At 59.4% G+C, this 14,975-nt stretch carries 10 protein-coding genes; 3 read left to right on the top strand and 7 right to left on the bottom strand.

Translation table 11 applies throughout. The features are described from left to right. Window positions 1-35: 35 nt before the first annotated feature. Complete coding sequence (locus AC1RJ3_RS10760; RefSeq protein ID WP_493078846.1) at window positions 36-4,733, top strand: Ig-like domain-containing protein; 4,698 nt, start codon at window positions 36-38, stop codon at window positions 4,731-4,733. Between the two features lie 31 nt (window positions 4,734-4,764). Here AC1RJ3_RS10760 and AC1RJ3_RS10755 read toward each other — a convergent pair whose 3' ends face one another. From AC1RJ3_RS10755 to AC1RJ3_RS10730, 6 genes are all read right to left on the bottom strand, one after another. After that, a complete protein-coding gene (locus tag AC1RJ3_RS10755) occupies window positions 4,765-6,096 on the bottom strand; it encodes a DUF58 domain-containing protein (protein ID WP_493078842.1) in 1,332 nt (443 codons plus the stop codon). 212 nt (window positions 6,097-6,308) lie between these two features. Then, the gene (locus AC1RJ3_RS10750) at window positions 6,309-7,310 is read right to left on the bottom strand and encodes an AAA family ATPase (protein ID WP_054593737.1); all 1,002 of its coding nucleotides are present in this window, start codon (window positions 7,308-7,310) and stop codon (window positions 6,309-6,311) included. Next, window positions 7,307-8,464 (bottom strand): DUF4350 domain-containing protein, encoded by a 1,158-nt coding sequence (locus AC1RJ3_RS10745; protein WP_493078840.1) that lies wholly within the window; start codon window positions 8,462-8,464, stop codon window positions 7,307-7,309. The genes AC1RJ3_RS10750 and AC1RJ3_RS10745 overlap by 4 nt, the downstream gene beginning before the upstream one ends. After that, on the bottom strand, window positions 8,461-9,999 hold the full coding sequence (locus AC1RJ3_RS10740) for a DUF4129 domain-containing protein (protein ID WP_493078838.1): 1,539 nt from the start codon (window positions 9,997-9,999) through the stop codon (window positions 8,461-8,463). The genes AC1RJ3_RS10745 and AC1RJ3_RS10740 overlap by 4 nt, the downstream gene beginning before the upstream one ends. Then, entirely contained in the window at window positions 9,986-10,966 is a 981-nt protein-coding gene (locus tag AC1RJ3_RS10735) for a stage II sporulation protein M (protein ID WP_493078836.1), read from the bottom strand. Before AC1RJ3_RS10735 ends, AC1RJ3_RS10740 begins: the two co-directional genes overlap by 14 nt. Then, on the bottom strand, window positions 10,963-11,688 hold the full coding sequence (locus AC1RJ3_RS10730; protein WP_054593734.1) for an RDD family protein: 726 nt from the start codon (window positions 11,686-11,688) through the stop codon (window positions 10,963-10,965). Before AC1RJ3_RS10730 ends, AC1RJ3_RS10735 begins: the two co-directional genes overlap by 4 nt. Window positions 11,689-11,862: 174 nt before the next feature. On the opposite strand from AC1RJ3_RS10730, the gene sbcB reads away from it, so the two are divergent. Continuing rightward, window positions 11,863-13,290 (top strand): exodeoxyribonuclease I, encoded by a 1,428-nt coding sequence (gene sbcB / locus AC1RJ3_RS10725; RefSeq protein WP_493078834.1) that lies wholly within the window; start codon window positions 11,863-11,865, stop codon window positions 13,288-13,290. Window positions 13,291-13,390: 100 nt separating this feature from the next. Here the strand turns inward: sbcB and mvaT are convergent, their stop codons facing one another. Continuing rightward, on the bottom strand, window positions 13,391-13,765 hold the full coding sequence (gene mvaT / locus AC1RJ3_RS10720) for a histone-like nucleoid-structuring protein MvaT (RefSeq protein WP_005790963.1): 375 nt from the start codon (window positions 13,763-13,765) through the stop codon (window positions 13,391-13,393). A gap of 340 nt (window positions 13,766-14,105) precedes the next feature. Between mvaT and purU the strand changes: the two genes are divergently transcribed. Then, window positions 14,106-14,954: a formyltetrahydrofolate deformylase gene (purU, locus tag AC1RJ3_RS10715; RefSeq protein ID WP_103315028.1), complete on the top strand. Its 849-nt coding sequence runs from the start codon at window positions 14,106-14,108 to the stop codon at window positions 14,952-14,954. Window positions 14,955-14,975 lie beyond the last annotated feature (21 nt).

Raw genomic sequence — 14,975 nt, 5'->3', positions numbered from 1 at the left:
GCGGCTAAACCAAACAGGGACAGGAGTTGGCAGTCATGAGTGAACCGGTCATCCAGGCCAATGCGAGCCTGGTACTCAATGGTGATTTTCGCGAAGGGTATTCTCCCTGGGTAAAATGTCCGATCAATTCAGACTGGGTCGATCGCGTAATAGTCAGCTATCAGGGTGAAGACGTTTATTGTCTGACGGTCGGGAATGAAGCGTCGGTCAGTCAGATTATCGAGGCGCCAAAGGACCCTCGCGCTGATGCTCGTTACGTCATCGGCTTTCTCTGCGAGTCGTGGCATGACAAAGCCGGCAGGCTGGAAGTCAGCATTGAAGGGAGTTCGGAGCCTGCACAGGTGATCACACTTGCTCCTGGTCAGCGGACTAATAACCAGGTGAACAAGGTGCATCGTGCTGATGGGCAACTGTTGGCATTCGAGCCTGTCGAGTACGAGGTCGAGCTGACGCTGCCGCTCAAACAAAACGACAAGGTTCGTGTCAGCGTGTTCAGCCCAAAAAACCAGGACGGTGAGTATTCGAAGATCATCTACATCACCCGGATCAACGTCCACCTGCATCTGGGGGAATTAAAGTTGCAGGAGGTGACGTTTGACTGCATGCCACAGTCGCCAGATCGTCTGTTGTACCTGTGTCTGGGGGCGACCGGGGATTTGCCGCACAGCCTTGGTTTTGTGCCTGTCGAAAATAACCCCTGGCTGGACACCCATGCCTCCTTGATCAGCGACGACAACCCACAAGGCGCGGTGGTCACGACGCCGGCTCTGGGTGTTGATCATCCGCTCGATAAACTGTGGTCGCTCGATTGCCCAGTGATCGAGGGTGCTGACGCGCCCTATGAATTTTGGTTCAACCTGCTGAGTAAATACACCGCCGAGGCTTACCCGATCAAGGCTTCGCTTGGGCATCATCGACTCAAGTTCGGTCAGACGCAGGAGGCGGCCTATTATCCGGTTTTCAAATACGGGCAAAGTGTTCAGCTGGGTGTTCAGGTGGTGTCGTATTACACCGGTGAACCGCTGGCCGGGCTGGCAGTGACCTGGAGATTCGACGGGCAAAAACCGGGGGCCGTTGTCCTCACTGAGAACAATGGCTGGGCTTATTATGACCATGTGCCGACGGGCGCTGGTCAGTACGTCATCGAGGCGTCGGTGGAGAGCCTGTACTACGCCAGCGCAGTGATCACTCAATCGTTTGACGTTCAGGTGCTGGCGACCGATCCCTGGGAAGAGGTCATGGCGGTCGTCGACGGTAAGGAAACCCTTTGGGCCGAGAAGACCGGTTACCCAAATCGTGGCAGCCAATACCCGGTGACGCTGAAACTGCCTGCCGACAGTCCGTTACTGAGAACTCAATTGTGGCTTCAATGGGAAGGCGATTCGCCTGCCGAATTGGGGGTGGCGGTGAGTCCTGAACTCAAGGAGCCGGTGCCGGTCACCGTCGACGAGTTGATCTGGTGGCTGACCTGCGATGATCGTCTCGACGGCAAATTCGAACTGCTGCTGGGCTGCTCGAAGCTGTTGCTACCTTCGCGTAAAAAACCAATGTCGCTGGCGCGCAATGTGGTCGAGATCGGCGAGGTGCGAACGTTTAACACGTCCCCGGTGGTGGACGAGGAGGGCCGAGTGCTGTTGATGGTGCAGGTGTTGCACGTCCTTGCCAGCGGCCTTGGTGATCCGGTGATCAATGCACTGGTTGAGTGGCTGGGACCCAACGGCACGGTTTCTACCGTCACGGGGGCCGGTGGTTGGGCCAGTGTACTGGACACACCGGAAAGTGCGGATCCTTACAGCATCACCGTACAGGTCCGGGCACATGCGGACATGCCGCCGATTGAGCGTCAGTTTGAGGTGACGCCACAGGCAACCAGTTCCTGGCGTGGTAAAGCCGAGTTTGATCTGGATGGCGTACCAGTGGATTTGGCCACCGTTGGCATCGCCTGCCTGCGGGGGGGATCGCCTACCTTTCGCGTGACGCCGACGGCCGGGAGTCCGCTAAAAGATAAACCCATGACCTTGACCTGGCGTGCTGCCGATCCAGGCCTGGGGCTGACGATCGGGGCGCCGACCGCCACGCCGGAAGGAGGCTGGGAGTGGCGGTTGAGCTCTGTGTTCGGTTCCAGCCGCAGCGGGTTGTTCGAGTTGTCGCTCAAGAGCGACGCGTTGCCTGAAACACGGGGGTTGTCCGGGCGTTTGCTGTCCAGCGAGTTGGCAGATGAAGCGAGTGCGCGGCTTGATCAGGTGTCGGCAAAGGAGGATGGGACATTTTTCCCGTGTCTGGGGGCTGTTCATCGTTACAACTTCTTGCCCAATGCCCTGAGCCCGCTGATCGGGCTGGATGTCATGCTGACTTGGTCGGGCACACCTGCCGAGGAATTGGGCGCCACCGTGGAGCCTGCGTTGCACCTGCCTCAGGTGATCAGCGCTGGGGGCGCGCCCTGGGCGTTGAACTTCACCATCAGTCAGAACAACGGTCAGTTTGCACTGGCGCTGGAGCTGCCTCAGCTCAAGCTGACGTCCACGGCCAATGTGATGCAGCTGGGGCATAACAAAGTCAGGATTGACGACCAGCGCAAAGCGGCCGTGGACCCGGTGGTCGGGCAGGATCGTGCCTGGCAGTGGGTGCAGGTGATCTCCAGCTTCACCCGGCAGCCGGTAGCGCAGGTGCCTGTGCAGTGGACGGCGAGTACTTCGAACAGGGTGGATACCGATGAAAATGGGTGGTCCGGCTATGGCTTGTTGCCGACGACCGCGCAACCGCATAACGTCGAGGCACTCGTTGCCAGCCCTTATGACGGTTACGAGGACAAACACACCATGATGGTCAATGTGCTGCCGAGCGATCCGTGGAAGGGGCTTGTCGTTCAGTTTGATCGGCAACTCACCCAGCCTTGGGGTGCCAAAACGTATTTCCCGCGCCGCAAAGGCGAGCACAGTATCAACCTGCAGGTGGACGCGGACAGCGCGCTGTTTGATCAAGAGCTGACGCTTGGATTGACCGGGACTGGCCCTACTGCCCTTGGCCTGAAGTTCTCGTCGGACCTCGGTGTGCCGCAGCGGTTTCGTGAGGGGAAATTAAGCTACAAACTAGTATGTGATGATCTGATGGACGGGAGCTTCGCGCTGCGCTTGGCGGCGTCGAGGCTGCAGAACCTGTCACCGGCCAATGCCATGTCGTTGGGGACAGATTCGCAGGTGCTGAAAGTCATCGTCAACAACCGCGTTCATCAAACGCTCGATTGGGAACAGGAGCTTGTTGAACAGATCAAGGTGGTGTCTGCCATTAGTGGCAAGCCGATGGTCGGCCGGATCGTGACCTGGAGCAGCCGCGACCTTGGGGTGGTGAAAACGGTGACCGATTTTTACGGCGTGGCAAAAATCAGCTTCAAACCGGTCACCACAGGAGCCGGTGAGCTGACCGCGACGGTGGGGGATCAGGATCACTCCGAGTCCGCATCCTTGACCTTTACGCTGAACGAGCCACGCAAGATCCTTGAACTCATTGAGGTCAATACTATTGAAAATGGTGTTGCTGAGGAGTCAGAGGCTCGTGCACAAGCAAAGGTCGTTTCCAGTCGTACCGGAGAGCCGCTGGAAGGCGTCGAGGTCATGTGGGACTTTTCGGGTCAAGCGTTGCCGTCCTCAGTCACCGACAAGGACGGCATTGCAACGTTGACCTTCGCGCTGACTGCGGGAGGTAACGGAGTGCTGATGGCTACGGTCAGAGGCGGTGTGGGTGGCTGGGACACGGCACAGTTGCTGTACGGCGGGCTGGTCCCGGTGATCGAGTCGTTGACCAGTTCTGAGCAGAGTATTCAGCTGGGGCAAGAAACAGATGCTGTGGTGACAGTGGTTTCCCGGAGTGACGGTCAGCCTGTTGAGGGGATAAGAGTCTGGTGGGCGTTCCCGGGATTGACCTTGCCGCCAACCGCCACCGAGGAGGATGGAACATCGCGGATAACTTTCACACCGACAGAGGCGGGGGAGCATCCGCTGACGGCGACGGTTGGTTTTGGTGCCAGCAAGTCGTTGGTTTTCACTGTTGTGAAACTTTACGAAATAACCGAGATAAAGGTGTCCAGTTCGCTGGTACTTCTTGGCTCTGACTTGACTGCAGATGCTCATGTCAAAGGCGCGCCACAGGGGACCGAGGTGCTCTGGAAATTTACCGGGATGCCGGACAGCACGTCTTCAACCAATACCGAGGGATGGGCAACTCGCACGTTTGCACCGACGCAGATTCCGGCCGGCAACTTTGCGAACGTGAGCGCTACGGTGCATGCGGGGACCGATGTCGAATCGACGTTGTCGAATGATGTCTGGGTCAATAAAAACAGTGAAAATCCTGCGCTAGGAAAAACTGAGCTATGGGTGAATACGACGCTTGTTATTTTTCCGTTAATGGCCTCGGGAAAGGTGAGTCAACATAAAGACATCACAATCCGATTAAAACTACTTGATGGCTCCAGACTACGTGGCCAGAAGCTTGCTATTTATTGCACTCGTAACGATGTGCAATTCGAACCGAGAGTTGGAGATCTCCGTGCTATCGAGACAGAGCTTTCGTGGGTGATGAACGTCGGGGCACTGCCTGAGTCATCATTTAGAATTGCCATATCCTCACCTGTTTTTGATGGATCTACAGGCATACGTTTCACCGTCACAGCATCTGCTGCCGATTCTGATGAAGTGAGCATTGAGTACGGTGAGCCCACGCAAGGTAACCCGTAACAGGACTGCGGTGTGGTTGGTTGATTGGGGTTCAAAGAGCCCCGGCTTTTTTCCAGCTCAAATACCGCGTCACCAACTCCGCGCCCAGTTCACTGGGCCGCACATCCAGCACCGGCACTCCATGAGCGCTCAACCGTTCATGGAGTTCGGCCCGGGCATTCAAATAATCCACCGTGCCGCAGTAAGCCAGGGCTTCATCCAGGGTTTGCACGGGTGACTGCCGTACCTGATCGAGTATTCCTTCGCGCAAACTCGCCACTAACACCCGATGTTGGCGGCCGATGCGTTTGACCGTGCTGAGCAATTCGTCATCGTCTTCATCGCGCAGGTTGGTGATCAGCACCACCAGCGCCCGACGTTTTTGACGGGCCAGCAATTGGCTGGCGGCAGCCTGGTAGTCGGCCGGGCGTTGGCTGCTGTCCAGGTCGTAGACGGTGTTGAGCAACACATTGAGTTGGCCGGTACCTTTGACCGGGGCGAGGTAGCGTGGTTGATCGCCCGCGAAGGTGCAAAGACCCACGGCATCGCCCTGACGTAACGCCACGTAGCTGAGCAGCAGGCAGGCATTGAGCGCATGGTCGAAATGCGCCAGTTCACCGTCCAGGCTGCGCATGTGGCGGCCGCAGTCGAGCAGGAAGATGATTTGCTGGTCGCGCTCGTCCTGGTACTCACGGGCAATCGGTGTGCGTTGGCGGGCGGTGGCTTTCCAGTCGATTTGGCGCAGGCTGTCGCCTTCGCGAAACTCACGCAGTTGATGAAACTCCAGGCCCAGCCCGCGACGCTGGCGCTGGCGCACACCGAGCTGGCTCAGCCAGTTGTCGACGGCCAGCAATTGCGCACCGTACAGACGGGCGAAATCCGGGTAGACGCGGGTGCTGTCGGTGACGTTCAGGTAGCGCCGGGCGGACCATAAACCGAAGGGGCTGGGCAGGTTGATTTCGCAGCGCTCGAAGCTGAAATGGCCACGCCGCAGAGGGCGCAGGCGATAACTGATCAGGCTGTGCTGGCCCGGTTGCAGTTCGACCGATTGCGGCAGGTGTTCGAAGCTCAGGCCGTCGGGAACGTGGTCGAACAGATGCACGTTCAGTGGCTGAGAATAGTCGTGCGTAATCTCCACATGGACTTCACTCCAGCGCCCGAGCGCGAGGCTGCCGGGCATCTGACGATTTACGCCGGGCGACGGCAGGCGCAGCAGCCGGACGGCATCGAGCAGCGCCAGCACTAGAAGCGCCAGCAGCAAACCCCAGTTGATCGACAGCAGGCTCGGTGCAACGCTGAAACCCAAGGCCCTGCAAGTGCCGAGCACGATGCTCAGACCCAGCAGGGCGGCGAGCCAGATCAGCAAGAGGCGAGTGGGTTTCATGGCATGGGGCTCCTGGTCATAGGGTCACCCACCTGTTTGAAAGGCATACGAATTGTGGCGAGGGAGCTTGCTCCCGCTGGACTGCGCAGCAGTCCTGAAACCTGCCGCGGTTTTTTTCAGGTATCGCGTATCAGCTTGATTGCGACCGCTTCGCGCTCGAGCGGGAGCAAGCTCCCTCGCCACAGGGGGCGGTGACAGCAAGATCGCGATACTCATATCCTTGGCGCCGGAACCTGATCGAGCAGTTGCCTGAGCACCTGGTCGACCTCCAGACCTTCGATGTCCAGCTCCGGGGCGATGCGCACGCGATGGCGCAACACGGCCAGCGCGCAGCCTTTGATGTCGTCCGGAATCACGAACTCGCCACCGCGCAGCAGCGCCCGGGCCCGTGCGACCCGCACCAGGGCAATCGTCGCCCGTGGACCGGCGCCGAGGGTCAGGCCGGGCCAGTTGCGGGTGGTGCGCGCCAGGCGCACGGCGTAGTCCAGGACCTGTTCATCCAGCGGCAGGTCGCTGGCGATTCGCTGCAAGGCCAGTACATCCTTGGCTTGCAGGACGGTGCGCAGCGGTTGCACATCGAGCATGTCGGCGCGGGTCGAGCGGCTGACCTGACGGACCATGTTCAGCTCCTGAGCAGCATCCGGGTAGTCCATGCGCACCTTGAGCATGAAACGGTCGAGCTCCGCTTCGGGCAGCGGATAAGTACCTTCCTGTTCGATGGGGTTTTGCGTCGCCAGCACCATAAACGGTTGCGCGATGGGCAGGGCGCGGCCTTCAAGGGTGACCTGGCGTTCTTGCATGGCTTCGAGCAGCGCAGCCTGGGTTTTCGCCGGTGCGCGGTTGATTTCGTCGGCCAGCAGCAGGTTGGTGAACAGCGGGCCTTTGCGCAGTTTGAACTGCTCGGTTTGCAGGTCGTACACCGCATGCCCGGTGACATCGCTGGGCATCAGGTCCGGGGTGAACTGAATGCGCGCAAACTCGCCACCGAAACAGCGGGCCAGGGCACGCACCAGCAAGGTTTTGCCTAGCCCCGGAACACCTTCGAGCAGCACATGGCCACCGGCAATCAGCGCGGTAAGCACATCGTCAATCACCGTGTCCTGGCCGATGACGGCCTTCTGCAATTCAAGGCGCACCGCTTGCGCCAGTTGGCTGGCGCGCTGGCGTTGTTGGGCGGCATGGGTCAGGCCGGCAGGTTCGGTGGAGTCATTCATAAGGCATTCCTGAGGGTTTGCAGGTGGGCGACCTGACGGCTGAACTCAGCGCTGGAGAGCCGCTGTTCGGGCCGCGGGCCAAGTGCCTGGCTGATGGCGCGGGTCGGTTGGCCGGTCAGGCGCGCGAGCACCTGCCATTGTTCGGCAACGCCGAGTTGTTCGAAGCCTGGGTGACGGTGTCGGGCGCGGCGCAGCACATCGTGTTGCAGAGCCAGCAGCAGGCTGTGCTGACCGTTGCGCCGCAGCATGAAGTCTGCACTGGCACGCAAATGCTCCTGAAGTTGCCGACGGGCTTTGGGTGCCGGTGCCTGCGCGGGGCCCTGACGTAACCCGACATGCCAGATCCACAGGCCGATCAACGCGACGAGCGCCACCAGTGCCTGCGGGAAATAACGCAGCAGCAAGGTCAGCAGGTTCTCGTGATCAATCGTGTAGAGCAGGGTCACGCCCGTGTCTGAATACAGATACCAAAGCAGCCAGGCATTGTCGTATCGGCCGATGTTCGGGGTTTTCCACAATTCGGCGTCAGTGACCACCGTGATGGAACCCAGGCCATAACCGAGTTGCATCATATGAGTGGCCAACGCGCTGTTGGCCCACGACTGCGCGAGGTTTTTCGGGTCTTCGAGGTGGAACTGCGGATCGAAGCTGGCGTAGGCCGGAGCGTCTTCGTCTTCGAGATAGAGTTTGGTCAGGTTCGGGTAAGGATCAGGCTCGGCATCAGGCGGTGGATCCTTGAGATCCTTGCTCATGGATTGATGCAGTTGCACCCGGTCGAGCAGCAGGTCGCCGCTCTTGCCGGTTTTTTCATCCCACAAGGCTTCGGCCACAAACAGCAGACGACCACCGGCACGGGTCCAGTTCAGCAGCTGATCGGCCTGGCGCGGGGTCATGTTGGCGCGATCACCGAGCAGTAACAGGCTCTGTTGATGCGGTTCCAGAAACTGCAGGATGTCGAGGCTGTTGGCGTGAGTCACGGTCAGCCCTTGTTGACGCAAAAAGTCTTCGGCCGCCAGGTACGGGTTGGCCCGGGCTTCGGGGGAAGGGCCGTGGTCGATGACTTCCTGATAGGGCGTGGCCTGCTGGTACAGATAAACCGCCAATGCCGCGAGCAGCCCGGCAATCAGCAGGCCAGGGATCAGGCGCCGATTCAACGCGAAGCTCCCGGGCCGAACAACGCCCGCCAGCCGTCACACAGTTCCTGTTGCAGGTGTGCCGGTGGCAAGCGATGCCCATAGGCCATGTTCTGCCAGTGGACTGTCAACGTGCTGCTGAAGGTATGCAGAGCCGGTTCTTGTAGCTGTTGGACCCGTTCCAGCACCTGGCCCTCGGTGTCGGCGCTTTTCAGCGGGAGGTTGAAGTCGTGCAGCAAACGGCTGAGCAAGGCCCGATAGAGCAAGCCGAGGGCTTCGCGGGGCTGGGTCGACCAGAGGTTTTCGACGCTGGCGGCGATATCGTCCGGCAGGGTTTCCCGATCGAGATCAAGGCCGAATAGTTGGGCCGGCGCCGGGTGTGTGGGCGTTTGGCGCAGTTTTTGACGGCGGCTGACAAAGGTCCGTAGCCAGTCGCGGTAACGCCAGATCAGCAACGCGATGGCGCCGATGACACTCGCCCACAGCAGCACCTCGATGACCTGCGCCAGACCGGCGAAGCGCTGGCTGTCGAGCAGTGCGAAAAACGCTTTGAGCCAACCCGGTGTTTGCGTGTCGGCAGGTTGATCGGGCGTTTCTTTACCAAAGCGATAGTGGGTGACGGTCTGCGGATTCTTGAACGGTGGCGTGTCGAGTATGGCCTTGATGCTGTTACTGGCGGCCTGGCTGGTCAGCGGTTGCTGGAGCAGGCGCGGGCTGTCGGGGGCGTTGGCGGGTTCGGCGGCCCAGAGTGGCTGCGTGGCGGGCAACCACAGTAGCCCGAGCATCAGCAGGCAGGCGGCGACGCTGCTCAGGCGCTGGCGCAGACGACGGAACACCAGTTCGATATCCCAGGCTTCGAGTCGGGTACGACGGTTCAGGTACAAACTGAAACCACAGGCGACGTAGATCGGCTCCCAGATGATCAGGATCAGCGCGTAAAGCGCATTGATCAGGTGGTCCAGCCAGAGCCAGTCCTGTTCAGGGGTAGCGATCAGCGTTTGCCAGTCCCAGTTCAGTTCGATTTGCGCGGGCAGCAAAAAATAGAACAGCACCATCAGGCTGATCCACAGGGCGGCTTCCAGATGCGCGCCAATCAGCGTCAGCCAGCGTGCTGCGCCGCGATCGCGTTGTTGCAGCACGGCCAGGCGCTGCTGGCGTGCCAGACCGTTGAGTTCTTCAAGTTGCACGACCGGCATGATGAAGCTGCGACTCAGGCCAAAGCGCCGCCAGGTCAGGCTGGCCAGCAACTGCGGTTTGAGCAGTCGCGGCCATTGGCGCAGCGCCTGTCTCAAGGTCGGGGTTTCGCCGAACAGGGCGCTCGAGAGGATGTACAGCGGCAATCGTTCGAACGCCGGTTTCAACCACCAGAACAGCAGCACGGCCATTGAGGGCGAGTCCCACAGCAACAGGCTCAGCAGGGCAAACACCGGCAGCGTGACGATTGCCCAACTGGTCATCAGCAGGCGGCGATGTTGCTGGTTCAGCAGAACCCCGAGGTCCATGGCTTCCCAGGTGGTACGAGGGCGAATGACCACGCTGGCGTCACTCAGGCGCATGGCGTGTACGTCCGGCAACCATCAGGTAAGTCGCCATCACTAACCAGAGGGCTGCACCCACCAGGTATTTGATCAACGGGGCAAGCCCGCTGCGGGATGACCAATAGGCCTCGATAAACGCAGCAAGCAGTAGAAACAGCATGACGCCGCAGATCATCAACACGCTTTTATGAGCCGCCAGGCGCAGGGCTTCACCGCGTGGCAAGCGCCCGGGGGCGATCAGCGCCCAGCCCAGTTGCAGGCCAGCCGCACCGGCCAGGGCGATGGCGCTGAGTTCGAAGGCGCCATGGCCGATGACGAATGACCAGAAGTTTTCCCCGTAGCCGATGTGCGTCAGGTGACCGGCAACCGCACCGATCATCAAACCGTTGAAGAACAGGAAAAACGCGCTGCCCAGGCCAAACAGCAATCCGCTGGCATAGGTCTGAAAGGCGATGCCGATGTTGTGCATGATGTAGTAACCGAACATGACCCAGTCGTCGCTGGCAGCGCGTTCACCCAAGCGCCCCAAGTGACCGGCTGCCGGGTCGTACATGCTTTGCATCTCGGACACCTGTCCGGCCGGGACCAGGCTATAAACCAGCTCGGGGTACAGGTACACCAGCACACCGATGCCCGCCAGCGAGCCGAAAAACAGCAGGCTTGAGACCAGCACGAAAGGCCATTGCTCACGGACCAGTCGAGGAAAGCCGGCGAGGACAAAGGCCAGCAGATGGGCGCCGACCCGACCGCGATGCCGGTAAAGCTGTTGGTGCCCGCGCAGTACCAGCTGTTGCAAGGGGTCGATCAGGTAGCTGCTGTAGCCGCGCTCCTGTGCCAGCGCGAGGTGCTGGCACAGCCGTCGGTAATCCTTGGGGAACGAGGTGCCATCGAGGGCATTGGCTTTGCCGCGTTCAAGCAGATCGAGCCGCTGGGCAAATTGATCCCATTCGGCTCGATGGCGATTTTCGAAAAGGCTCTGCTTCATGCCGGCCCCAGCAAACTGCGGGCGATGCCATTGAGTTTGGCGACTGCGTGGGGCGGTGAGACATGGAGCGGCTCGGCGAGGATGGCCGCCAGCTCATTGACCCGTTCACTGGAGAGCTCCGTCTGACGCTCGGCGAAACCCAGCACCGCGCGTTGCTCATTGAGGTTCAGCGCAAAGGGCGGGTGCAGTGCCAGGGCTTGCGGAATCTGTGGTCGGGTGACCGCCTGTTCGCGGTAGATCACCAGTGTGCCGGCTGCAATATCGCCCAGCCGTTTGAAGGTCGGATGCTGCAGGCAACTGATGGCACCGAGGCTGTAGCCAAACGGCAGCATGTCGACGAACCGCAGCAGGTTGCGGATCAGCGAGGCCGGCCAGCCAACGGGCGTTCCATCGTCATGTACGACGCGCAACCCCATCAGCTGTTTACCCGGCGAGCGGCCCTGATTGAGGACCTCGAACAGCACCATGTACCACCAACTGACCAGAAACAGCAGCACCGAGCCCAGCCCGATGCCGACGCTCCCCAGCAAGGCCAGGACAATAAACAGCAAGCCCAGCACCAGCCCGCGCACCCCCAGGTCGATGGCAAACGCCAGTACACGGGGCATCAACCCGGCAGGTCGCAGCGGCAGATCGATGCCTTCCGGCGTTTCAACCTGATGCCGCGTGTCCAGTGGCGGGGGCAGCGTTGCTTTCCTTGGCGGTGCTGAAGTCTTGCGCATGATCAACCTGATGGTTGGGATTCAATAACGATTCGATGCTAGCAGCCTTCGCAGCGCTAACGACATAACTATGTATGACAAGGTATCAACCAGAAATGCTTGAATAGCAAGATTGCTGGTCGGCGCCGCGCTTGAGCGCCTAGACTTTGCCCGTCTCAAGTTCAGGAACGCCCCGTGACCTCCATCTTCTGGTACGACTACGAAACCACTGGCATCTCACCGCGCTGCGACCGTCCGCTGCAAATGGCCGGGATTCGCACCGACCTTGACCTCAACGAGATCAACGATCCGGTCAATCTCTACTGCCAGCCGAGCGACGACATCCTGCCGCACCCGGCGGCGTGCGTGATTACCGGTATCACCCCCGGCCGCCTGGCCGAGCAAGGCTTGAGTGAGGCCGACTTCATGACCCGGGTACATGCGCAACTCGCGGCCCCCGGAACCTGTGGTGCCGGTTACAACACCTTGCGCTTCGATGATGAAATGACCCGTTATAGCCTGTACCGGAATTTCTTTGATCCGTATGCGCGGGAGTGGCAGGGCGGCAACAGTCGTTGGGATCTGATCGATGTGGTGCGCGCGGCGTACGCGTTGCGCCCGGACGGTATTGTCTGGCCTGAAGAAGACGGTCGCGTCACGTTGAAACTCGAACGCCTGACTGCCGCCAATGGCCTCGACCATGGCCAGGCTCACGATGCGTTGTCCGATGTGCGCGCGACGATTGCCCTGGCGCGGTTGATCCGCGACAAGCAGCCAAAACTCTACGACTGGCTGTTCAAGCTGCGCAGCAAGCAGAAGGTCATGGATCAGATCCGGCTGTTGCAACCGATGGTGCATATCTCCGGGCGTTTCTCGGCAGCCCGCAGCTATGTCGGGGTGGTCTTGCCGTTGGCCTGGCACCCGCGCAATCGCAATGCACTGATTGTCTGCGACCTGCATCTCGACCCGCAGGGGTTACTCGACCAGGACGCCGAGACCTTGCGTCAGCGTTTGTATACTCGCCGCGAAGATCTGGCCGAAGGCGAATTACCGGTGCCGCTCAAACTGATTCACATCAACCGTTGCCCGGTGGTGGCACCGTTGTCGGTGTTGCGCGCCGAAGACCGGCAACGATTGCAACTGGACATGGCGCAGTATGAAGCGCGCGCACTGCGTCTAAGTGACGCACAGGAAGTATGGCGAGATAAAGTTCTGGCCATTTATGCCCGCGAGGATTTCACGCCGAGCGAGGACCCTGAACAACAGTTATACGACGGCTTCATTGGCGATCGGGACCGGCGTTTATGCGAACAAGTCCGACATGCGGACCCGATGCAATTAGCGCAAGAGCAATGGCCGTTCGATGATGAACGTTTGCCGGAATTATTATTTCGTTATCGTGCTCGTAACTTTCCCGAGACCTTGAGTCACGAGGAGCACGAGCGCTGGAGATTATTCTGTCAGCAACGTTTGTCAGACGCCGGATGGGGCGCGCCGAATACCTTGCAGGGGTTTAATGAGGCAATGGCGCAATGCTCGCTTAGTGCTACAGCGATTCAGCAACAGGTACTGGACGAGTGGCGCGAGTATGTCGACTCATTACGCAAGCGTTTGGAGCTTTGAAACAAGCTGTACAAATACCTGAAGGCGGGGCATAAAAAAACGCCAGCGGACGCTGGCGTTTTTGGGTGCTCGCAAATGAACCTGCGAAGCGGGTTGCGGCTTAGCCCAACAGGGTAGCCCAGCCTTCAACCACGTCACCGCCCCACTTGGCTTTCCACTCTTTCAGAGTCTTGTGGTTGCCACCTTTGGTTTCGATGACTTCGCCGTTGTGCGGGTTTTTGTATTGTTTAACCTTGCGAGCGCGCTTGGTGCCGGTAGTTTTTACAGCACCGCGTGGCGCTTTAACTTTGGACTCTGGATCCAGCAGGGCGATGATGTCGCGCAGGGACTTGGAGTATTCGCCCATCAGGGTGCGCAGTTTGCCTTCGAATTCCAGCTCGGTTTGCAGTTTGTCGTCTTGGGACAGGTTCTTCAAACGGGCTTGCAGCTCTTTGATAGCTTCTTCGGTGGCACGGTATTCGTTGATCAAGGACATGAGGACTACCTTATGTTGGGCGCTGGATGACAGGGTACAGTGGCGCAATAATAGTCAGGGTGTTTCATCAAGTAAACATTTAAGCCGGCTTTTATTTAATTTAATTAGAGTGCTCAGTGAAAAAAGCCTCATGCCGCTGTTAAAACTTGTCAGGGTTTCATCACAGATACTCACAAAAGCCCGCTTGCGTATTTCGCCAATAGAACATTGTTGAGCGTTCAGAGGCCGCCAATCGGTAGGGCGAGGCCGTGAATTACCGGGCCTGGTGTCAGGAATACTGCAGTTTTGCTGCGCAATCGCTAGAATAGCGGCCTTTGCGAAGTTCTGGAGTTTCCCCCCCATGCGCACTTTTCGGCTAGTGATTGCTTGCCCGGACCGCGTCGGTATCGTTGCTAAAGTCAGTAACTTTCTGGCGTCACACAATGGCTGGATCACTGAAGCGAGCCATCACTCGGACACGCTCAGTGGCTGGTTCTTCATGCGTCACGAAATTCGTGCCGACTCGCTGCCGTTCGGCCTTGAGGCGTTTCGTGAGGCCTTTGCACCGATCGCCGAAGAGTTTTCGATGGACTGGCGCATCACCGACACCGCGCAGAAAAAACGCGTGGTATTGATGGCCAGCCGCGAATCCCACTGCCTGGCCGACTTGCTGCACCGCTGGCACAGCGACGAGCTGGACTGCGAAATCTCCTGCGTGATTTCCAACCATGACGACCTGCGCAGCATGGTCGAGTGGCATGGCATTCCTTATTACCATGTGCCGGTGGACCCGCAGAACAAAGAGCCGGCCTTTGCCGACGTTTCGCGCCTGGTCAAACAGCACGACGCCGAAGTGGTGGTGCTGGCGCGTTACATGCAAATCCTGCCGCCGGAACTGTGCACCGAGTACGCCCACAAGGTGATCAACATTCACCACAGCTTCCTGCCATCGTTCGTCGGTGCCAAGCCGTACCACCAGGCGTCGATGCGTGGCGTGAAGCTGATTGGCGCGACCTGCCACTACGTGACCGAAGAGCTGGACGCCGGTCCGATCATCGAGCAGGACGTGGTGCGTGTCAGCCACAGCGACAGTATTGAAGACATGGTGCGTTTCGGCCGTGACGTCGAGAAGATGGTGCTGGCCCGCGGGCTGCGCTATCACCTGGAAGACCGCGTGCTGGTGCATGGCAACAAGACCGTAGTGTTCTGATTGCCGAGTGCTGATTGAAAA

It is taken from the genome of Pseudomonas sp. GW822-FHT04C11 (assembly GCF_058800905.1).
This window is presented reverse-complemented; position numbering and strand designations above follow the sequence as displayed.

What these genes read in the sequence shown, in the direction of transcription:
- AC1RJ3_RS10760 (WP_493078846.1), top strand. Translation starts at nt 36, where the DNA reads ATGAGTGAACCGGTCATCCAGGCCAATGCGAGCCTGGTACTCAATGGT.
- AC1RJ3_RS10755 (WP_493078842.1), bottom strand. Translation starts at nt 6,096, where the DNA reads ATGAAACCCACTCGCCTCTTGCTGATCTGGCTCGCCGCCCTGCTGGGT.
- AC1RJ3_RS10750 (WP_054593737.1), bottom strand. Translation starts at nt 7,310, where the DNA reads ATGAATGACTCCACCGAACCTGCCGGCCTGACCCATGCCGCCCAACAA.
- AC1RJ3_RS10740 (WP_493078838.1), bottom strand. Translation starts at nt 9,999, where the DNA reads ATGCGCCTGAGTGACGCCAGCGTGGTCATTCGCCCTCGTACCACCTGG.
- AC1RJ3_RS10735 (WP_493078836.1), bottom strand. Translation starts at nt 10,966, where the DNA reads ATGAAGCAGAGCCTTTTCGAAAATCGCCATCGAGCCGAATGGGATCAA.
- AC1RJ3_RS10730 (WP_054593734.1), bottom strand. Translation starts at nt 11,688, where the DNA reads ATGCGCAAGACTTCAGCACCGCCAAGGAAAGCAACGCTGCCCCCGCCA.
- mvaT (WP_005790963.1), bottom strand. Translation starts at nt 13,765, where the DNA reads ATGTCCTTGATCAACGAATACCGTGCCACCGAAGAAGCTATCAAAGAG.
- purU (WP_103315028.1), top strand. Translation starts at nt 14,106, where the DNA reads ATGCGCACTTTTCGGCTAGTGATTGCTTGCCCGGACCGCGTCGGTATC.